At 44.8% G+C, this 22,928-nt stretch carries 15 protein-coding genes and 1 pseudogene; 15 read left to right on the top strand and 1 reads right to left on the bottom strand.

Annotated elements, in window-relative coordinates:
* Positions 1-191 (top strand): annotated as a pseudogene (locus DW931_RS16345) (virulence-associated protein E); the annotation flags it as partial.
* Positions 192-219: 28 nt separating this feature from the next.
* On the opposite strand, the gene DW931_RS16520 reads toward DW931_RS16345, so the two are convergent.
* On the bottom strand, positions 220-459 hold the full coding sequence (locus tag DW931_RS16520) for a tweety protein (protein WP_118627009.1): 240 nt from the start codon (positions 457-459) through the stop codon (positions 220-222).
* Here DW931_RS16520 and DW931_RS15585 point away from each other — a divergent pair.
* The 14 genes from DW931_RS15585 (at position 433) to DW931_RS15525 (ending at position 22,808) form a co-directional block, all read left to right on the top strand.
* Positions 433-630, top strand: coding sequence for a hypothetical protein (locus tag DW931_RS15585; RefSeq protein ID WP_002592708.1), 198 nt, complete (start codon positions 433-435; stop codon positions 628-630). The two genes, DW931_RS16520 and DW931_RS15585, sit on opposite strands and share 27 nt — an antisense overlap.
* On the top strand, positions 631-2,301 hold the full coding sequence (locus tag DW931_RS15580; RefSeq protein WP_002584321.1) for a recombinase family protein: 1,671 nt from the start codon (positions 631-633) through the stop codon (positions 2,299-2,301).
* Positions 2,302-2,395: 94 nt separating this feature from the next.
* On the top strand, positions 2,396-2,476 hold the full coding sequence (locus DW931_RS15575) for a Maff2 family mobile element protein (RefSeq protein WP_278320352.1): 81 nt from the start codon (positions 2,396-2,398) through the stop codon (positions 2,474-2,476).
* A gap of 3 nt (positions 2,477-2,479) precedes the next feature.
* Positions 2,480-3,352 carry a VirB6/TrbL-like conjugal transfer protein, CD1112 family gene (locus DW931_RS15570; RefSeq protein WP_002594229.1) on the top strand — a complete coding sequence of 291 codons (873 nt, stop codon included), beginning with the start codon at positions 2,480-2,482 and terminating at the stop codon, positions 3,350-3,352.
* Between the two features lie 12 nt (positions 3,353-3,364).
* Positions 3,365-3,781, top strand: a complete 417-nt coding sequence (locus DW931_RS15565) for a PrgI family protein (protein ID WP_002594228.1) — start codon at positions 3,365-3,367, stop codon at positions 3,779-3,781.
* Positions 3,720-6,191 (top strand): VirB4-like conjugal transfer ATPase, CD1110 family, encoded by a 2,472-nt coding sequence (locus DW931_RS15560; protein WP_002594227.1) that lies wholly within the window; start codon positions 3,720-3,722, stop codon positions 6,189-6,191. Before DW931_RS15565 ends, DW931_RS15560 begins: the two co-directional genes overlap by 62 nt.
* Complete coding sequence (locus DW931_RS15555; protein ID WP_002594226.1) at positions 6,192-8,795, top strand: CD1108 family mobile element protein; 2,604 nt, start codon at positions 6,192-6,194, stop codon at positions 8,793-8,795.
* Between the two features lie 18 nt (positions 8,796-8,813).
* Positions 8,814-9,077: a DUF4315 family protein gene (locus DW931_RS15550; RefSeq protein ID WP_002594225.1), complete on the top strand. Its 264-nt coding sequence runs from the start codon at positions 8,814-8,816 to the stop codon at positions 9,075-9,077.
* On the top strand, positions 9,052-10,806 hold the full coding sequence (locus DW931_RS15545) for a CD1107 family mobile element protein (RefSeq protein WP_002594224.1): 1,755 nt from the start codon (positions 9,052-9,054) through the stop codon (positions 10,804-10,806). Before DW931_RS15550 ends, DW931_RS15545 begins: the two co-directional genes overlap by 26 nt.
* Before the next feature lie 2 nt (positions 10,807-10,808).
* Positions 10,809-12,926, top strand: coding sequence for a DNA topoisomerase 3 (locus DW931_RS15540; protein ID WP_002594223.1), 2,118 nt, complete (start codon positions 10,809-10,811; stop codon positions 12,924-12,926).
* 68 nt (positions 12,927-12,994) lie between these two features.
* Positions 12,995-13,735, top strand: a complete 741-nt coding sequence (locus DW931_RS15535; RefSeq protein WP_002594222.1) for a hypothetical protein — start codon at positions 12,995-12,997, stop codon at positions 13,733-13,735.
* Between the two features lie 156 nt (positions 13,736-13,891).
* Positions 13,892-14,188: a hypothetical protein gene (locus DW931_RS15530; RefSeq protein ID WP_002594221.1), complete on the top strand. Its 297-nt coding sequence runs from the start codon at positions 13,892-13,894 to the stop codon at positions 14,186-14,188.
* Positions 14,189-15,177: 989 nt separating this feature from the next.
* Complete coding sequence (locus tag DW931_RS16340; protein ID WP_080633520.1) at positions 15,178-15,531, top strand: TnpV protein; 354 nt, start codon at positions 15,178-15,180, stop codon at positions 15,529-15,531.
* Positions 15,532-15,644: 113 nt separating this feature from the next.
* On the top strand, positions 15,645-22,808 hold the full coding sequence (locus tag DW931_RS15525; protein WP_340277960.1) for a DUF3849 domain-containing protein: 7,164 nt from the start codon (positions 15,645-15,647) through the stop codon (positions 22,806-22,808).
* Positions 22,809-22,928 lie beyond the last annotated feature (120 nt).

Here is a 22,928-nt window from a genome sequence, read left to right as displayed (position 1 = left end):
GGGAAATCAACGAGATTATGAACCAGTGCATTTCCAGCTGGCGGTACTTCCCAAACCCAAGAATGTTTTCCGAATATGGCAGACAAAAGGGCTGGGAGCGTGAAAACCCGGCAACGGACTCCGGCAACCCGTCTGAAAAAACGATGGACGGTTTTGTGGAGGTCACAGAACAGATGGAGCTTCCATTCTGAAAAGGACAGCCCGTTGCACCCCCTGTTGTTATCCCGTTGCCGAGCCGGTTGCCGGGAAAAACCCCTTATTTCCGGGCTTTTCTCCCTTATAACAACCAAAACAACAAAAAAATAAAAGAAAAGTATAAATAGTAACCATCGCCAGATTGAGATTGTTTGCAAGGTCTTTTGAAGCCCGTTGCCGGACTTCGTTGCCGACACCCTCTGTCTGGCTATTTTCATGTATGGAGGATAACTGCCTATGGCAAAAAACAAAACAGAGATTCATGTGACCACTGTATTTGACGGGGAGCTTGACGCCACTGATGTGTTCGTCAGCCTGATTTCCCAGAAATACGGAAAGACAAATGCAAAAGAATATCTTGCTAAAAAGAAAGATATAGGCTATAATGAAGATGAGGTTCAAAAGAGCCAGATACCGTCTGGATTGTGTGGGTAAATGGCTATGATGAACGAAATGGAATACAGAACAATCGGTTCGGCACTTGCCGGGGGTTATCGTGCGGCGGTCTATTGCAGGCTGTCAAAGGACGATGACCTGCAAGGCGAAAGTGCCAGTATCGCAAACCAGCGTGATATGCTGGAAAAATACTGCGAAAAGCAGGGATGGGAGGTTGTGGCAGTCTATCAGGACGATGGCTTCACAGGTCTTAACATGGAGCGTCCTGACCTACAGAGAATGTTGAGAGCCATTGAGCGCAGGCAGATCAACCTTGTCATCACGAAAGACCTCAGCCGACTGGGGCGTAATTATCTGCAAACCGGGCATTTGATTGAGGACTTTTTCCCAAGAAACGGTGTCCGCTATATCGCCATGAATGACGGCATCGACACCCTGCGGGATAACAACGACATTGCCCCGTTCAAGAATATCCTGAACGAGATGTACAGCAAGGATATTTCCAAGAAAGTCCATTCCTCTTATCTTCTGAAAGCGCAGAAAGGACAGTTTACCGGGTGTCTTGCCCCGTTTGGGTATCGGAAAGACCCGGAGGACAAAAACCATCTGCTCATTGACGAGGAAACCGCCCCGATTGTGCGGCTGATTTTCGGATATGCCCTGAACGGTCATGGTCCGAACTATATCCGCAGACGGCTGGAGAAAGAAAAAATCCCCTGCCCTACATGGTGGAACCGGGAACGGGGGCTTCGCAATACCCGCACCAAATGGGAAAAGAAAGACCCAGAAAACGGGCGGTATATGTGGGACTTCTCCGTTATCAAAGACCTTTTGATGAATCCCGTCTACACCGGGGCGATTGCTTCCCAGAAAAAGGACTACCGCTTCAAAATCGGCACGATTGGGGAAAAGAAGCCGGAGGACTGGATTGTGGTGGAGGGACAGCATGAACCGCTGATTGACAGCATGAGCTTTGACATTGTGCAGAACAAGCTGAAATCCCGCCAGCGTCCGGGGCAGACCAATGAAATCAGCCTGTTTGCCGGACTGTTAAAATGCGGCGAGTGTGGGAAGTCGCTGACGGTACGCTACACAAACGCTAAACATCCCCAGCGGATTTACTCCTGCAAGACCTACAATGCCTTTGGAAAGAACCACTGCACCCAGCACCGGATTGATTATGACACCCTTTACAGCCATGTGCTGCGGAAAATCCGGGAATGTGCCAGAGCTGCCCTGATGGACGGGGAAGCGGTTGCCGACCGCCTGACCAATACCTGTGAAGCCGAGCAGCGGGAACAGCGGGAAGCAATGGAACGCTCCCTTACAAGGGACGAGGAACGGATTGAGGTTCTGGATAAAATGGTCATGCGGCTTTATGAGGATATGATTGCAGGGCGTATCAGTGAGCAGAATTTCAACACCATGCTGGAAAAGACACAGACCGAGCAGACGGAGCTTAAAACAAAAGTGTCCGAGGGCAGAAAGCGGCTGTCCGATGAAGTCCAGCTTGCCAATGATGCAAAACAATGGGTGGAAGCCATTCAGGAATACGCCAACATCACAGAGCTGGACGCAGCCACCCTCAACCGCTTAATCAAAGAAATCGTTGTGCATGAGCGCATTGACGAAGATAAAACAAGACACATTTCTATCGAAATTCATTTTAATCTCAAACCCATCCCGGAGGTGGAACAGGTCACTGCCTGACCTGTCCCGCCGGGACGGTTCTCTTAACAACACCATATAGATTTTTTGTACGCCGCCGCCCGCCATCGAGCAGAGTTTTTACACCTAATTGGGGATGAAACAGCTTATGAGTGGCGGTGGCATCATCATTGTGGCACAGACGGTAATTCCACAGCTTACCACACTGTTCTCATAATTCATGGGCGGGATCATTGATAAGATTACTGAATTCATAAAGGAACTGTTGCAGGGGTGGGTTCTGACCAACTTTGAAACCATGTTTACCGATGTCAATGACAAAGTAGGCACGATTGCAGGGGAGGTCAGCAAAACTCCCAGCACATGGAACTCCGGTATTTTTGATATGATAAAAACCCTGTCCGACAATGTGATGATTCCCATAGCGGGAATGATTATCAGCTTTGTACTCGTCTATGAGCTTATTTCCATGGTCATTGACAAAAATAACCTGCATGACTTCAATACAGCCATTTTTATCCGCTTTTTTATGAAAGCGTGTATTGCAGTCATGCTGTTAAGCAAGACTTTTGACATTGTAATGGCGGTATTTGATGTGGGAAGCCACATCGTCAATTCTGCCGCCGCAGCAATCAGTGGGGAAACCAGTATTGATGTTTCAAGTACGCTGCAGACGATGTTCAATGAGCAGTTTTCGGAAATGAGTATAGGCGAGCTGTTAGGACTGGGGATGGAGACCATGATCGTCAGTTTATGTATGAAAATCATGTCAGTCCTGATCACCGTCATTCTTTATGGGCGAATGATTGAAATATATCTTTATGTATCAGTAGCACCTGTTCCCTGCGCAACCGTAACCAACCGGGAGTGGGGAACAATAGGAACCAATTATTTTAAGGGACTTTGTGCCCTTGCATTTCAGGGATTTTTTATGATGGTATGCGTTGCAATCTATGCGGTGCTTGTGGCTGGTGTGGCAGTATCCGATAACCTGCATACGGCACTCTGGTCGGTGGCAGCATATACCGTGATTTTATGTTTTTCCATGTTTAAGACAGGTTCGCTGTCAAAATCTATCTGGAATGCGCACTAAGGGAGGAACGATATGGCAATATCCGTGCAGGTGCCAAAGGATTTGTCCGGGATCAAGACAAAAGTGGCACTGAATTTAACAAAGAGACAGATCATCTGTTTCAGTGGTGCGGCAGTAACGGGCATCCCTCTGTATTTTCTGACTAAGGGACTGATCGGGACATCAGCGGCATCACTTTTAATGATGGGAGCAATGCTTCCGTTCTTCTTTTTTGCGATGTATGAGAAAAACGGGTTTCCGGCGGAGAAGATTTTGTATTTTATGCTCCGGCAGAAGATACTCACGCCGGGAATCAGACCGTACCGGTCAGAAAACCTCTACAAGCAGTTGGAGGAGAAAGAAAAATTACGAAGGGAGGTTCGTTATCTTGAAGAAAAAGCAAAAGGCAGAACCGGAAAAACACAGAAAAAGCAGTTATCAGGGCAATAGCAGAAATAACAGCAAAAGTGGCGGTCTTACTTTTTCAGAGAAAAAGCGTCTTATGGAATTAAAGCATATTTTATCCGGCAGGGGCAAAGAGAAGGAAAAGCCGACTACCGCACAAAAGACGATTACTTTTGAGAAGATGTTCCGTGACGGTATCTGTCAGGTCAGCCACCATTATTATACAAAGATGGTGGAATTTTTTGATATAAACTATTCGCTTCTGGAAGTGGATGAGCAGGCGGATATACTGGCACAGTACAGTAAGCTCATCAATTATTTTGATCCGTCTGTGAAATTTGAACTGGTGTTATTCAACCGGCAAGTCAACGAGCAGATGCTTACGGAACAGTTTGACATTCCGTGGCAGGAGGATGATTTTAATGACATTCGTGAAGAATATACGGAGATGTTAAAGAAGCAGGCGGCAAAGGGAAACAATGGTATCATCAAATCAAAATATCTGATTTTTGGTGTGGAGAGCAATGGCTACAGGGAAGCCAAGAGCCGCCTTAACAACATTGAAAAAGATGTCATACGAAACTTAAACAATATAGGAACCCTTGCGAGGGGACTGGACGGAAAGGAAAGACTGCGTATCCTGCATGAATATTTTAATCAGGATACCATGGAGCCTTTCCGCTTTTCGTTTAAGGATCTGGCAGAATCCGGTAAGTCGGTCAAGGACTATATTGCACCGCCGGGGTTTGATTTCCGCTATCCGAACCGCTTCAAGTCGGGAAATATGTATGGCTGTGTGTCCTATCTGGATATTATCGCACCGAAGTTTACGGACGAGCTGATCAAGCAGCTTCTTGACATTGATGCAAACCTTACTATCTCCATGCACATGCAGACGGAAGATCCGGTAAAGGCAATCAAGAAGTTAAAAGCGGTCATTTCCAATATCCAGAAGATGAAGATTGAGGAGCAGAAAAAGGCAGTCCGGAGCGGCTACGATATGGATATTCTTCCAACGGATATTGTGACCTATGAAAAGGATACGCTGGAATTTCTGGATGATTTGAATACGAGCAATCAGAAGATGATCAACATGACATTCCTTATTACCTGTTATGGCAGAACCAAGCGGGAACTGGAGAGCTTAATGCAGAGAGTGTCCGGTATCATTCAGCAGGCAAACTGTGACCTCAGATGTTTACAGTATTTGCAGGAACAGGGACTTATGGCATCCGCACCGATTGGATGCAATGAGACAGGTATTGAGCGTACTCTTTCCACAAAAAGCACCGCAATCTTAGTACCATTCTGCACGCAGGAATTATTTATGCCTGCTCCGGCAATCTATTACGGGTTAAATGCACTCAGCAACAACATGATCATGGCAGACCGCAAAAGGCTCCGTACACCAAACGGAGTTATCTTAGGAACACCCGGAAGTGGTAAGAGTTTTAGTGCAAAGCGTGAGATTTTAAGTTGTTTTCTTATCACAAAGGACGACATTATTATCTGCGATCCGGAGGGCGAGTATTTTGCGCTAGTGGCAGCACTACATGGACAGGTTGTAAAACTTGCCACTAATTCCAAAGATTATCTGAACCCGATGGATATTCAGTTGAGCCATAAGGGGGATAAGGAAGCATTAAAACTGAAATCTGATTTTATCATTACATTGTGCGATCTGATTGCAGGTGGCAAGGACGGTCTGGAGAATGATGAGAAAGGTATCATCGACGAATGCATCCGTCATATTTACGATAAATATTTTGAAAATCCGGTGCCAGAAAATATGCCGATACTGGAGGATTTATACAACGCACTTCTGAAGCATAAGAATCCAAAGGCAGAGCGTATCGCAAACAGCCTTGTGCTGTATGTGCATGGTTCCCAGAATTATTTCAACCACCATACCAATGTGGACAGTGGCAACCGTATCATGTGCTTTGACATCAGAGACTTGGGAAATCAGTTAAAGGAACTTGGAATGTTGATCGTGCAGGATGCAGTGTGGAACAGGGTTTCACAGAACAGGGAGCGAAAGATTGCAACCCGTTATTACTGTGATGAGTTCCACCTTCTTCTGAAGGAAAAGCAGACAGCTATCTACTCTGTGGAAATCTGGAAGCGTTTCAGAAAATGGGGCGGTATTCCGACAGGTTTGACGCAGAATGTGGGCGATTTTCTCCGTTCTGAGGAGATTGAGGGTATTTTGGGTAACAGCGATTTTGTGTATCTGTTAAATCAGAATGCCAAAGATCAGGCAATCCTCGCTGATAAGCTGGGACTTTCTGATAAGCAGCTTTCCTATGTCACCAACTCTGAGCCGGGAAGTGGTCTGATACTGTTTGATAACGTGGTAATTCCCTTCGTGGATAAATACCCGACAGACACCAAGACCTACAGAATTATGAATACGAAGCCGGAGGAATCGGTGCAGAAGGAGGACGCAGTATAAATGGCGGAAAAGAGACAGAAGAAGCAGGCAGTAAAGGCATTTGAAAAAGAGACATTTTCCAAAGATAAGGAAGTGACTGGAGTAAAACATATAGAACACAGGCAGGACAACACCTTTTCTGTGGAAAACCAGTTTAGTGCCAGCGAGAAGCCTGTGAGCAACCTGTCAAGGGATGCGAACCATGGCAGTCGTACAAGAAATGCAACTTCTGGTCATAGCGTCCAGAAGTCGGAAGCCGAAGCGGAAAAGTCATTCTTAAAGGAAAACAGCTTCATGCAGGACGAACAGACTGATTATGAGACTTCTTCTGACAGCACGATAGAAAACAAGGTTCATGTCAGGGATACCTTCCAACGGTCTGAGGAAAAAGGAAAATATCACAAAGGGCGTGTGCAGAGAGAACACGCACACAGAGAGCGTGCGAAGTCAGAAAATACAAAGCAGTCCGATTATGGAGATTTCCAGACAAAGGATGCCACATTTTCGCAGGGGCAGGAGGAAGAATTTACCGACAAAAAAGTACAGAAGGCTTTTGATAAGTCGGAAAAGAGTCGTCAGAAGTTGCAGAAAGCAAAGGACAAGATGCCGAAAAAGCGGCAGTATGAGATGAAACGTGTCTTTGATGAACAGAACGGAAAAGCAAAATATATCGTTGTTCCGGTGGATGTGGAGAAGCCATTTAAGCAGGATGGTCTGGGAAAGACTGCGGTTCATAAGCTGCAAACGGAAAATATGTATTTTGTGCATCGTAAGATTGCAGAAACAGAAAAGGACAATTCTGCGGTTGAGGGTGCACACAAGACGGAACAGCGTGCCGAGGACATTTATCACTATATGAAGTATCACCGCAAGAGCAAGGCACAGAGAAAGCGTGACCGCCTAGAGCGATTGCAGAAAAAGCAGGTCACAGCAGATATGAAGCTGGAGTATGAGAAATTCATTAGTGAAAATCCACATCTAAAGGGCAACAGTCCAAAGAAACAGTTACAAAGGCAGCTACAGAAACAGCGCATCAAGCGTGAGTATGCCAAGGCAAGGCGGGCAGGAGCAGAAGCCAAGACTGCAAAGGAAACATTTACAAAGACAGCCAATGCCGCAACCGGGATTGCAAAGAAGTTACAGGAGATTGCCACAAAAAATAAAACACTGATTATCACAGTGGGTATTTTTGCTCTTCTGCTTATTATGATCATGTCGGCATTATCAAGCTGCGGTTCCATGTTTACCGGAACTGTGACAACAACGATGGCAAGCACATATCTTAGCCTTCCGGCAGAGATTGATGCAGCAGATTTATCTTTTACAGAAAAGGAAATGGAGCTGCAAAACAAGATTGACCGGATTGAAACTGATTACCCGGGATATGATGAATACGATTATAACCTTGGTGCAATCGGGCATGATCCATATACACTGATCAGTTATCTTTCCGCAGTCCATACGGAATTTACTGCCGCAGAAATGGAGAGTGAAATTCAGGAATTATTTGATGCCATGTATTCCCTTACTACTGAGGAAGTGGAGGAGACACGGACAAGGACAGTCACAAAGACCGGAACCAGAACAGTTACAAATGCAGATGGAAGCATCAGTACCGAGGAATACGAGTATGAGGAGGAAGAAGAATATATCGTAACAATCCTTCGAGTCACTTTAACGGTCACACCTCTTGAGAGCATTATTGCCGGACGCATGGATACGGAACAGGCAGAAATCTTTGCCGCCTACACGGAGACAAAAGGCGGGTTACAGGTATTTGGAACACCCGTGGATTACTACTGGTACTACTATATCAGCAGTTATTATGGATACCGGAAGAATCCGAACACCGGAGCAGAGGAGCTTCACAGGGGCGTGGACATTGCAGTGCCGACAGGTACAGTTGTCTATGCGGCGCATGACGGAACGGTTATGGAAGCGGCTTACGATTCCTATTATGGGAATTATGTGGTGATTACGGACAGTAAGGGATATACCACAAAATATGCCCACATGGACAGCTTAAATGTGTCCGCAGGACAGAGTGTCAAAAAGGGTGACGATATAGGCAAAAGCGGAAATACAGGAAGCAGTACCGGAAGCCACCTTCATATCGAATGTCTGTATAACGGGGAGTATTATAACCCGTTATTTTATTTTGAGGCAGGAGAGCAGACCATTTATGGGGAAACACCGGGCGGCACCGGAGGAGGAACCGGCAATGTGATACCACCGGAGTCCTATGACGATGCAACGGTGCAGACGCTTATGCGGGAAGCAAACAGGTATCTGGGAATGCCATATACTTTTGGCGGCACAGCTCCGGCAAGTTTTGACTGTTCCGGTTTTGTATGCTGGGTATTTTCAAACAGCGGCGTACATAACCTGCCAAGAACCACAGCACAGGGCATTTATGACCAGTGTACTTCGGTATCCGCATCGGAAGCAAAGGCAGGAGATCTCATATTTTTTACAAAAACTTATAATGCAGGGCGAACCGTCACGCATGTTGGTATTTATTGTGGAAACGGTACGATGGTGCATTGTGGTGATCCAATCCAGTATACCTCAATCAATACCTCTTACTGGCAGAGCCATTTTTATGGTTTTGGAAGATTAAATTAGCGAAGGGAGGAAGATCAGTTGTCAGTAGAAAGAATCAATGCACAGCTTAAAAAGGTCAGAGAACAGATAGCACAGCTACAGGCAAAGGAAAAAGACCTTGCAGAGCAGAAACAGATGGCGGAGGATGCCGAAGCCATGAAGATCATACGGAAATATAAAATCTCATCCGAGCGATTGCAGATGCTTAATAAGCTCAGTGAGGATGAAGTCAGAAATTTATTACAGAAACGGGAACAGGAAAAGGAGGATTCGACCAATGAAAATGAAGAAGTTATCCGTTAAGGCACTAATGTCCCTGATACTGTCGGCAATACTTTTTTGTATGCCGATTGGGGCATTTTTTGCAAACAGGGCAAATACTGTGGAGGTTCATGCGGAGGATACAGCAGAGCAGAAAACAGAAAGTGCGGCAGAGGAAAGCAGTGCAGAAAGCACAGCGTCCGGTAATGATAACAAGGACAGTTCCGGTAGTGGAGAAAATCACACAGAGCAGTCCACAGAGAATACAACGGAAAATTCCACAGAAGGCACAACCGAGGAAACACAGCCTTCCGCAAAATGCACCTGCAAGGAAAAATGCAGTCAGTATGCGGTGGATGAGGATTGTGAGGTGTGTGCAAAGGATTATAAGGAATGTGCTTATATCAATCCGAGCGTAAAAATTACAATCAATACACCTTCTGGGTGGCATAACGATACCACGAAAGTAACAGTCAAGGTGGAGGATACTATTGCATCCGGCAATTTTACCATTCGGACAGTAAAGGCAAAAGTCGGACAGAATGGAAGCTGGACAGATATTACCGAGGATATGTACATAGAGATTTCCGAGAACAGCACCATTTATGTGCAGGTCACAGACCAGAAGGGCAAGACCTACGAGAAAAACCGTTATATCAAGTGTTTTGATTTTACCAAGCCTACCTTAAATGCGGCAGTCAGCGACGGTCTTTTGAGCATTCAGGCACATGATACGGATTCCGGTATCAAGGCAATCTATGTCAATGGCTATGAGTTTACAGAGCATACGAATGGAGCCTTGAATATCCGTCTGCAACAGTTCGATGCAGGGTATCAGTATTTCACGATTTCTGCCATGGATAATGCAGGAAATACCTCTGAAATCTATAAAACAGCCAATCCGTATTACACCGATCCGGAGAATAAGGACAGCAATGAAAAAGATCCGGCACAGCAGCTCCCAGTGGATGCGTCGGCAACCAAACCTAGCTCTGCAACCGCACAGGTCACAGAACATACAAAAACGGATGTGAATGGAAATACAGTTTCCCAGACAGGCAGTGGAACAAATTCAAGCAGTTCCGCAACAGCAAAGCAATCTCCAAGTACGGGAGATACTTCTAAGGATGCAGACCAGAGCAGTGACAGTCAGACTTCTGAAAAAGGCAAGGAATTTTACACAATCCAGACTGCATCAGAAAAGGTATTTTATCTTGTGATTGATCGTGATGGGGAAGATGAAAAGGTGTATTTCCTTACAGAAGTCAGTGAAAACGACCTGCTGAATACCACAACGGATAACAGCGAGACACTTCCGAAAAATTCAGCGGCATTGGAATCTGCAATCCCTACCAAAGACAGCGCATTATCAAACAATAATGCTGATACCACAGGAGAGAAAACACAGGGAGCAGAAAGTGTTGAGGACAGCACCGAAGATAGCACGGAAGATACAAGTGAGCCGAAAGAGGATACCGCAAAGGCAGATGGTTCCGGCTTTACATATATTTTAATGGGCATTGCTGCGGTAGCTGTGATCGGAGTGGTATATGTTGTGAAATCCAAGAAGAAAAAGGAAAACTTCATTGATGAGGATGAAGATGAGGACGAGCTTGACGAGGACTACGATTATGAGGACGAGGAAGAAACCGAGCAGGATTCCGACGAAGCATTCATAAATGGTGGTGATGATACAGAATCAGTAGACACAGACGAGAATGACAATGAAGATAACAACAACGAGAATAACGAAGAAGATGGGGAGGAATAGAGATGGAGCTTGTAATTGCAGAGAAGCCGAGTGTGGCACAGAGCATTGCGGCGGTTCTTGGTGCCACACAGCGTAAGGACGGATATTTGGAAGGCAATGAGTATCTGGTATCATGGTGTGTGGGACATCTGGTAGAACTGGCACAGCCGGAAAGCTATGAGGAAGCATGGAAGAAATGGAGCTATGAGAGCCTTCCGATCATTCCGCAGGAATGGCAGCATGAAGTGAAAAGTGATACAAAAGCACAGTATCAGATTTTGAAAAAGCTCATGCATGATGACAGGGTAGATGCCGTTGTATGTGCTACCGATGCTGGAAGGGAGGGTGAGCTGATCTTTCGCCTGACCTACAACATGGCAGGGTGCAGAAAACCGATGAAGCGGTTATGGATTTCTTCCATGGAGGAAAGTGCTATCCGTGACGGCTTCCATAATCTTCGCCCAGGCAGCGACTATGATAACTTGTATCATTCAGCATTATGCAGGCAGGAAGCAGACTGGCTTGTGGGTATCAATGGGACAAGACTTTTTACGGTATTATATGGCGGTAAGGCATTGAAGGTTGGCAGAGTGCAGACACCGACACTTGCCATGCTGGTGGATCGTGAAAGTAAAATCATGAATTTCAAGAAAGAAGCCTATTATATGGCTCACATCATGGGAAATGGTCTGGATGCGGTATCAGAGCATATCAGTGATAAAACGGAAGCAGAGAGGATTGCAGGAGCCTGTGAAAACGGACAGGCTCTTGTCACTTCCGTGGTAAAGGAAGAAAAGTGGGTAGCACCGCCGAAGCTCTATGACCTTACAACACTCCAAAGGGATGCAAACCGTCTGTTTGGTTTTACTGCCAAGCAGACATTGGAATATACGCAGAGCCTTTATGAGAAAAAGTTAGTAACTTATCCAAGAACAGACAGCCAGTATCTTTCCGATGACATGGAAGGTACTGCAAAAAATGTGATCGAAGCGATTTTCAATTCTCTGTTATTTGAGCAGAATATCATGTTCAATCCAGATATTAAAAGAATTTTGAACAGCAAGAAAGTGACGGACCACCACGCAATCATTCCTACCATGGAGATCATCAAGCAGGACTTAAAGGCAATCCCGGAGAGCGAAATGAAGATACTTTCCCTTTGTGCAAACCGTCTGCTGTGTGCGACCGGGGAGAAGCACATTTATAATTCCACAAAGGCAGTGATTACCTGCAACAATACTGTATTTAAGGTATCCGGCAAGGAAGTGTGGAAAAATGGATGGAAGGAATTTGAGGATTTCTTCAAAAATTCCTATAAAACCGCAGAGGATAAATCGGATGCAGAGGAAGAAAAGAAGCTGCCGGAGCTTCGTGAGGGCATGACGATTGCAGTGGAGCAGACAAGAGTTTCCGAGCATTTCACACAGCCACCGAAACATTACACCGAGGACAGCTTACTGTCTGCCATGGAGCGAGCCGGAGCAGAAGATATGGGTGACGAAGTGGAGAGAAAAGGACTTGGCACACCTGCCACCAGAGCTGACATTATTGAAAAACTGGTAAAAGACGGATTCGTAAAGCGTGAGAAAAAGCAGATGATTCCGACAGAGGACGGAATGAAGCTGATCACGATACTTCCGGATGTAGTAAAATCTCCGAAACTGACTGCTGACTGGGAAAATGAGCTTACACTTGTATCCAAAGGAGAAGTTGCTGCAGAGCAGTTTATGTCTGGTATTGAAGCAATGGTAACTGATCTTGTAAAGACCTATCACAGCGTTAGTGATGAGCAGAAAGCCATGTTTGGCACAGGCAAGGGTGAACAGGAAGTGCTAGGCAAATGCCCGAAGTGCGGTGCCGATGTAGTCAAGGGAAAATTCGGAGCGTACTGTACCGGGAAGTGCGGTATGAATGTCGGCAAGGCACTTGGGGTAACACTTTCCGATACACAGGTCAAGAGCCTGCTTCAAGGGAAAAAGATACTTGTAAAAGGATTAAAAGGCAAGAAAGGCAGCTATGATGCTTATTTGATTCCGGAGAGCATAGAGGAGTTTTCCTATACGAAGGATGGAAAAGAAATCAAGGGATTCCAGTATAAGTTTAAGATGGAATTTTCTCAAAAGGCAGGAAAGCAAGGGTAGGAATGTAGCTGTGATTGTGGTATAGTGGGGAAAGTATCGGAATTTGTAAAGTTAAGGAGAAATACTTAATGTGGTTAGACAGAAATGAACTTGTATCACTTGATTTGAAGTTGACATCGGACTATGGTGATATCATACCAAAAATACAAATAGGTTATGATCTATTTAATCTTATTGAACATAATACCAGTATAGATACAGAAACTAAAATCAATTTAAAAGAGAAAGCAGTAATATGTCATCAGAAAATCAAAATGATGTTGTTTGCAGAAAAATGTGCTATTGAAAATTTAAATGAATTTGAAGTCTCACAGAACATGGAAATGCCTTGCCTTTTTGGAGATGATGAAACAACATTGCTTTATCATACTGAAAGTACAATCCTTTTTGCAAGAAATGCATTAGATGTAGTAGCTACTATTTTTCATTGTATAGCTTTTCATGAAAGAAATGATAGTTTCAATAAATTCACAAAGAAAATATTGAAGGATGAAAATGATAAATTTATTTATTTAAAATCATATCTTTGTGAAATAGATAAACTTGATACACATGCTTTTCGTTTACTCTGTGGTAGCGAGAGAGGAAGATCATTAAGAGATCAAATCGTACATCAAACTAATATTAAACTTGAGTATGATGAGTATAAAGAAGGTAGCAATAAAGAGAAGTTATTCATAGTGTTATATAAGGGTGAAATTGTGATTTGTTATAGAGAATTTATGAGGAACTTTGTTATGGAAGTTGTAGAAATGATTTCATCTATTTCACAAAAATTCATTCTCGACGAATTAGAAAATCAACTATAATGGGAAATGTAATAGACAATTCTCTATTTGTGGATGTCGAGAAATTTAATTTAGCGGTACGACAGTATACCACATACAATTTAATAACAACACAGCGTTAGAGCGTATGGGAAAACTGTACGCTCTCTTTTTTTATCAAAAATGGAGGGAAATCACATGGAAGAAACAAATGTAACAATGACTACAGAGGAAATGCAGGGTGAACCTGCAGCAAAGGAAAATGAGACAAAGGCGGAGAAGTTTATCCGTATTGGCGAGTACCGCATGAATAAGGCGGTTGATGCTATTGGCAGACTGGAGAATCTTGCAAATCGAGGTTCCTACGAATATACACAGGAACAGGTAGATGTGATGTTTCAGGCGTTAGAGGGGAGGGTTGCGGAAGTTAAGGCAAGGTTTACGCCTAAGAAAGCGGCTGAGAGTAAGACTTTCAGCTTTGGTACAACAGAATAGGAATGTAACGGGAAATAAAGGAAAGGCAGTCATGTAGTGTATGTGGCTGCCTTTTTGTCGTATCTATGACAGGAAGGAGAACTGTGTGAGAAAATATGATTTTATATCGGCTCTGGCAAAAGAGACAGCAGCCGAGGTTGTCAAAAATCGTGAGGAATGGATGAAATACCTTACTACAGCGGCGAGATTATACAAGTATCCGTTCCGGGAACAGCTTTTAATCTATGCACAAAGACCGGACGCAACAGCGTGTGCTTCCATAGAGTTGTGGAATGAGCGTATGCACTGCTGGGTAAACAAAGGGGCAAAGGGTATCGCACTTTTGGACGAGGATGATGCACATGGAAAGCGTCTGAAATATGTATTTGATGTTTCAGATGTCCATGCGGCAAGGAGAATCGGACGGTATCCGGAACTCTGGGAATTACATGAGGAACATAAGGAAGATGTAATTAAGCGTCTGGAGCAGACTTATGGTGCTACCGATGATAAGAAGCTGTTTGAAGAAAGACTTATGGAGATAGCTGAGAGGATTGCGGCAGATTATTATGAGGAATTGTTGCCGGATTTGCAGTACATGATCGAGGGCAGTTTTTTAGAAGGACTGGACGAGCAGAATGTCGGTATCCGCTTGAGGGAGACATTATCGGACAGCATTTCCTTTACACTTTTATCTGCCTGTGGTGCAGATATGCAGGAGTATGGTTCGGAATTTTCTTTCGATTTTATCCATGAATTTAATTCCATGGATACCCTAGCAGTACTTGGAGATGCAGCCAATGAGCTTGCAAAACCGGTACTTTTAGAGATTGGAAGAACCATAAGGGCATATAACAGAAGCTACGAAAAGGAACAAACAGAAAATTTAACGCAGAAAGGACTTGCAAATACTTCTGAAATAGACTACAATGCGTTAAAGCGTGAAAGCGAGAGCGGACATGAGGAATATATTGACAACAATCAAAACAGCGTAGAAAGGGGCAATAGCGATGAATCTGACATACGAAAAGAACGGGGATTATCTGATTCCGACATTACAGGCGGACATTCAGCCGGAGGGAACGGTAACGAAGTACGGAATGATGAGGGAGACTTATCTGAAGGAGAACCACAGGGGCGTGTACTCAGCGTTTCTTCTGAAAGGAACATTGAAAGAACACCTGCTGACGATCCAGAAGCAGGCAGAGGAGAGAATGGAGAAGCTGACGAGCCAGATGGCGGCAACCGAGGGAGTGACCGAACAACTCAAGGAAGCCGATCAGATGCTCTGGGTAGCGAAGATGAACAGCATTCGGAACCGAGCAGAGGAAGTGGTTCTGGGAGAACTGGTTTACAGTCTGTAACAGACACCGATGATCTTCTCCGGGGAGAAGCACCGGAACCCACCTTTACACAACTCAGCCTGTTTCCTTCTTTTGAGGAGCAGGTCGGAACAGTCGCAGCAGCGGAAGCAAGTATGAAATATACCATGCCCGCTGCTTTTTCTTTGCCACAGAATGAGCTTGAAACCATTCTTCGCAGTGGCGGAGGAAAACAGCACAGCAGAAAGCGTATCTTTGCAAAGTACACAGAGGGCAGAAATGCCGAGCAGATGGTGGATTTTCTGAAAAATGAGTACGGACAGACCGGAAAAGGTTTTGAAATCAATGGAAATCCCGTATCAGTGTGGTTCGATGAGCATGGTATGAGTGTCGGCTATGGAACACAGGCAAGGGAAACGCCGATTGTCACGATGGATTGGGAAGATGTGGAGAGCCATATCCGTTCTATGATCGAAAATGGTACTTATATGAGTGCCAGTGAAGCATTTCTTGTGGATACACAGGAGCGGAACCGTGTTGCCAACCAGATCTATTTCTTTCTGCGGGATGGCATGGATGAAATGCCGGAGGAGCTTGGATTAAAAGCCGGAAACTATCCGGAGAGTGAAGCAAAACTCATGGAACTTCTTTCTACCCATGAGGGCAGGGAGCAGCTTAAAAATATTTTGGAAGATGCGGCGGAACGTCTTGCATCGGGTGAAGCCGAATTAAAATGGCGGCATGTGAAATCACCGGAATATCTGTTATCGGAGATAGCAGACCTTGACAGAGAAAGGCTGGAATTTCCATTGCCAGATACTGTGGAAGTAGCACAGGAAGATTTTATTACACAGGATGAGATTGACTATGCACTAGGCAGGGGAAGCGGCTATGAGCATGGAGCTTTCCGCATCTATGAGTATTTCATGGAAGGACATGACCAGAAGGAAGCGGTAGCCTTTCTGAAAAAAGAATATGGCATTGGTGGTGGTTCCGGCGGACTGCCGGGTAATGATGATTCCCATAATGAACATGATGGAAAAGGTATCCGTCTGGAGAAAGGCAGTTATGGCAATCCGTATGCAAAAGTGCTTCTGAACTGGAATGTTGTAGAGAAAAGGCTTCGTGAGCTGATCAAAGAGGACAAATACTTATCTCCACAGGGAAAGGAAAACTATAAGGCTTACAAGGAAGAACAGGCAGAAAAAGCAAGACAGCGTGAGCTTTCTCGTCTGGAGCATGGACAGCGGTTAGAGTGTAAGAAAGACATTGATGCACTGATTGCTGAGAAATTCAATGGTTTTGTTCTTCCGAGGAATACCGCAGATGAGATCATAGATAAATATGGCATTGACTGTGTGGAATTTGTTCTTGCAAATACGGTTACGCATTTTGATTATGATGGTCGTTTTTCACGGAACAATAAGGACTGGGCAAAGGACATTGTTGCGGAAAATGAGTGGGAGAACAACGATCTGATTCTAAGCTCACATCCGGCAGTGCTGGACGGATTTACCAATCAGGCGAGAAGATATATCAATGTGATTCGGGAAAAAGAAAAGGAAGCACAGCAAAAGATCACGATTGATGGATATGAGTGTGTTCTGGTTGATGAGTGGGGCAGTGAAAAAGAGAAATATCTGCTTGGAAATGACATTGAGGACAGCAGTTTTTATTATGCACAGGTCAATGGGAAATCCTTTGAATACGACCATAAGCCGGAGCGTGGCGAGGTAGAAGATGATTATATCAATGCTTTGGCAGAGGAAGATATTGACAGGCACGAAGCAGAAGTGTTTTCACGCTTTGATGGGACGGATGGTATCGCTGAGCCGGATGAAACTGAGCCACAACAAGAATTTTCACAAGAGGAATCGCAGAAATTATTCTGGCATGTGGTACATGATGCTGATGATGAATATGGGAATCCGACACAGTGGAGTGCCACCTTATCAGAGGGAGTATTCCTTTGGATTGATAAGGAAGTGGACGGATATGCTATTTATGATACGGCAGACACCACCCGTCCGGCATTGGAGACATTTTCGACTTTGCAGGAAGCAATGGACTGGGGCAATGAGCTTGCAGAAAGTGGCAGGAAAGCAGAAGCGGAGTTTCCTGATGAAAAGGAACAGAATGTTGTTACAGAACAGACTGAAGATGAACTGGACAGTATAGATACGCAGTTTGCCCGTGAGCGTCTGGAGAATGGAGAAGCAGACCGAAAGACAGAGGAAATGCTGTCACAGGTGCTTACCGGAGAATGGGAGCCGCTTACACCTTCGGCAGAGGAGAATAAGACTGTACAGGAAATAAATGTGGCTGCACCGGATAAAAGTAACGCTGTCAATTTCCATATCAGCGATGACCGATTGGGCGAAGGTTCTCCAAAAGAAAAATTCCAGAGAAATGTTGCGGCAATTAAGTTGTTGGAGCAGATTGAGGGCGAAAACCGTTATGCTACACCGGAAGAACAGCAGATTTTATCCCAGTATGTCGGCTGGGGTGGTCTTGCCGATGCGTTTGACGAGAGCAAATCAAACTGGTCAGCAGAATATCACCAGTTAAAGGAACTGTTATCGCCGGAGGAGTACCGCATGGCAAGGGAGAGTACCTTGAATGCCCATTATACAAGTCCGGTTATTATCCGCCAGATGTATGAAACATTGGAGAAAATGGGATTTTCCAAAGGAAATGTACTGGAGCCTTCCATGGGTATCGGCAACTTTTTCGGTATGATGCCGGATTCCATGAAAGAGAGCAGGCTTTACGGAGTGGAGCTTGACAGCATTACCGGACGCATTGCAAAGCAGCTTTATCCGCAGGCAGATGTGCAGATCAAAGGCTTTGAAAAGACCGATTATCCGAATGATTTCTTTGATGTTGCAATCGGAAATGTGCCTTTTGGTCAGTATAAGGTGGCAGATAAGCAGTATGATAAAAACAATTTCCTGATACACGATTATTTCTTTGCAAAGACGTTGGATAAAGTGCGTCCCGGTGGTGTGGTTGCTTTTATCACAAGCAAGGGAACCATGGACAAGGCAAGTCCGGAGGTCAGAAGATACCTTGCACAAAGAGCTGATCTGCTAGGTGCAGTCCGACTTCCGAACACCGCATTTAAGGCAAATGCAGGAACCGAGGTCACTTCGGATATTTTATTTTTCCAGAAGCGTGACCGCATGGTAGAGCGTGAGCCGGACTGGGTACATCTGGGAGAGGATGCAGATGGCATTGCAATGAACGCTTACTTTGCACAGCATCCGGAGCAGATCGTAGGAAAGATGGAAATGGTATCCGGTCCTTATGGCGTGGAAAGCACCTGCAGGGCAGATGACAGCAGACCTTTTGCGGAGCAGTTAGCAAAAGCACTTGAAAATATTACAGGACAGATTGATACGATTGATCTGGATGAGGAGCTTGCGGATGACATGAGCAGGCAGAGTATTCCGGCTGATCCGTCCGTCAAGAATTTCAGCTATACCGTAGTTGAAAATGAGGTATATTACCGTGAAAACTCGGTTATGAAGCCTGTGGAAGTATCAGACACCGCAAAAGAGCGTATCAAGGGAATGGTGGCAATCCGTAACTGTACGCAGGAGCTGATTGATATGCAGCTTGAGGAATATTCCGATGCGGCAATCAAGGGAAAACAGGCGGAATTAAACACATTATACGATTCTTTCTCGAAAAAATATGGTCTGATCAATTCGCAGACGAATAAGAGAGCCTTTAATCAGGACAGCAGTTATTGCCTGTTGTGTTCTTTGGAAAAACTTGATGATGAGGGCAATTTCAAGGGCAAAGCGGATATGTTCACGAAGCGTACCATTAAAAGGGCAGAGGTGGTCACAAGTGTGGATACTGCAAGTGAAGCATTGGCAGTATCTTTAGCAGAGAAAGCTAAAATCGACCTTGATTATATGGCAGAGCTGACTGAAAAGGACAAGGATACGCTGATTGAGGAGCTTCGTGGTGTTATTTTTCAGAACCCGCTTACCGATGTCTGGGAGACAGCAGACCAGTATCTCAGCGGAAATGTGCGTGAGAAACTTGCCATTGCAGCAACCTATGCAGAAAATCATCCGGAATATGCTCCAAATGTGCAGGCTCTTACGCAGGTACAGCCGAGGGAGCTGGACGCATCGGAGATTGAGGTGCGTATTGGTGCCACATGGATTGATCCAAAATATATCAATGATTTCATGCGTGATACGTTCCAGACACCGGAGCATTTATTCCGCAGAGATACGATTGGGGTGCAGTTTTCGGGTGTGACCGGAGAGTGGAACATTAAAGGGAAAAACGCTGATTTTGGAAATACGCTTGTCAACATGACCTATGGTACAAGCCGGGTAAATGCCTATAAGATACTGGAAGATTCCTTAAATCTGAAAGACACAAGAGTTTATGATACCATTGAGGAAGATGGAAAGGAAAAAAGAGTTCTTAATAAAAAGGAAACCATGATTGCAAGCCAGAAGCAGGAAGCGATAAGGGAAGCATTTAAGGACTGGGTATTCCGTGATCCGGAGCGCAGGCAGACACTTGTGGCAAAATATAATGAGCTTTTCAATTCCACCAGACCAAGAGAATATGACGGTTCACATCTGAAATTTCCGGGTATGACACCGGATATTGAATTAAAGCCGCATCAGAAAAATGCGGTTGCCCATGTGCTGTATGGGGATAATACCCTGCTTGCACACTGCGTTGGTGCCGGAAAGACCTTTGAAATGACAGCGGCGGCAATGGAAAGCAAGCGTCTGGGACTATGCCAAAAGTCATTATTCGTGGTGCCGAACCACCTGACTGAACAATGGGCAAGTGATTTCTTACGGTTATATCCAGGAGCAAATATCCTTGCGGCAACGAAAAAGGATTTTGAACCCGCCAACCGTAAGAAATTTTGTTCCCGTATTGCAACAGGTGATTATGATGCCGTTATTATCGGGCATAGTCAGTTTGAAAAAATCCCGTTATCACAGGAAAGACAGGCAGCCACAATCGAAAAACAGATTGATGAGATTGAGCTTGCTATTGATCAGGCAAAAAGAGACAACGGGGAGCGTTATACCATTAAGCAGATGGAAAAATCGAGGAAAGCATTGCAGGTGCGGCTTGACAAGTTAAATGACCAGAGCCGTAAGGATAATGTCGTGACTTTTGAGCAGTTGGGTGTAGACAGGCTGTTTGTGGATGAGAGCCACAATTACAAGAACCTGTTCCTTTATACGAAAATGAGGAATGTGGCAGGTATCGCACAGACAGAAGCACAGAAGTCATCTGATATGTTTGCCAAGTGCCAGTATCTTGATGAAATCACGGGCGGCAAGGGTGTAACTTTTGCGACCGGAACGCCAATTTCCAACAGCATGACGGAGCTTTACACGAATATGCGTTATCTTCAGTATGGAACGCTCCAAAAGCTGGGACTGGGACATTTTGACGCATGGGCGGCTTCTTTTGGAGAAACACAGACAGCCATAGAGCTTGCACCGGAAGGAACCGGATACCGGGCAAAGACAAGATTTGCGAAGTTTTTCAATCTGCCGGAGCTGATTGCACTTTTCAAGGAGAGTGCGGACATTCAGACACCGGATATGTTAAAACTTCCTGTGCCGGAAGCAGAATATGAAAATGTGGTTCTAAAGCCGAGTGAGTTCCAGAAAGACATGGTAGCGTCACTTGCGGAACGTGCCGAAGCAGTCCGGGACAGGCAGGTACAGCCTTACGAGGACAACATGTTAAAGATTACCAATGACGGAAGAAAGCTGGCACTTGACCAGAGGCTGCTCAATGATATGCTTCCAGATGAGGAAAATTCCAAAGCGTCAACCTGTGTGGAGAAAGCCTATAAGATATGGGAAAATACCAAAGAGCAGAAGTCAGCACAGTTGATTTTCTGTGATTTATCGACACCGAAGGGCGATGGCACTTTCAATGTGTATGAGGATATAAAAAATAAGCTCATGGAAAAAGGAGTGCCGGAGAATGAGATAGCATTTATCCATGATGCCAATACAGAACTCAGAAAAGCGGAGCTGTTTGCAAAAGTAAGAAGCGGACAGGTTCGTTTTTTATTAGGTTCCACCGCCAAAATGGGAGCCGGTACGAATGTGCAGGACAGACTGATTGCATTGCATCATTTGGATGTGCCTTGGAGACCTTCTGACATTGAACAGCAGGAGGGAAGAATCTTACGACAGGGCAACCAGAATGATAAGGTCAAGATATTTCGTTATGTTACGGAAGGTACATTTGACAGTTACTCGTGGCAGCTCATTGAGAATAAGCAGAAATTCATCGGACAGATTATGACCAGTAAATCTCCGGTACGAAGCTGTGAGGATGTGGATGAAGCGGCACTTTCCTATGCGGAGGTCAAGGCACTTGCCACAGGCAATCCCTACATAAAAGAAAAAATGGATCTCGATATTCAGGTATCAAAGCTGAAACTGATGAAGGCAAACCATACCAGTCAGAAGTACAGGCTGGAGGATAACATCACACAACATTATCCGCATCAGATCGCCATTTTCAAGGAGCGTATCGAAGGCTTTACCGCTGATATGAATAAATATGCGAAAAATAAGCCGGAGGATAAGGAGCAGTTCTTTATGCAGGTGGGTGGAAAATCATACACCGACAAAAAGGAAGCTGGAACTGCAATCATAGCCATGTGTAAGGAGATTAAAGGCATCAATGCCAGTGCGGATGTAGGTGAATATCTTGGATTTAAGCTGAATGTAACCTTTGATTCTTTTAACAATAAATTTGTGATGAATGTCAAAGGAGCCATGAGCCACCCGATGGAAGTCGGCTCTGATCCGCTTGGAAATATCACAAGAATCAACAATGTACTGGAAGCCATGCCTTCACAGCTTGAGGAAGCACAGATGAAGCTATCCAATGTGAAACATCAGCTTGAAACAGCAAAAGCAGAGGTAGACAAGCCATTTCCACAGGAAGCAGAACTTGCCGAGAAACTGGAGCGTCTGGCAGAGCTTAATTCTTTACTCAACATGGATGAAAAGGGCGATGATGCGATTGGCATGGATGACGAAGCCACGGAACCGGAAAAACCACAGGAAGATGTGAAAAAAGTGGATAACCGGGAGGAAGTGGTTGCGGATATGCCAATCAAGCAGAGCAATTTGGAAAAAGCAGCACCAGAAGGAGAACGCAGACTTGCAGACCGACCTGCAGAACGGACTTCATTGCAAGAAAAACTCGCAGCAATGAAGGCAAGGGTGTCCGGGACACCTGCAGGAAGGGATGCAGTGGATAAGGCAAAGGGGAAAGATCAGATTTTATAAAAAAAGTTTTATTCCCAACTTTATTCCCAACCTGTCAGCACTATTCGGGTTGGGAATAAAAGCAGGATTATTAAAAATGTTATAGCAGTTGATGTAAAGGCAGTCAGTGGTGGCTGCCTT

Source organism: Clostridium sp. AM43-3BH, from assembly GCF_003479985.1.
GTDB lineage: Bacteria > Bacillota > Clostridia > Lachnospirales > Lachnospiraceae > Otoolea > Otoolea fessa.
The sequence above is the reverse complement of the archived record's forward strand: the minus strand, read 5'-3'. Positions and strand labels throughout refer to the sequence as shown.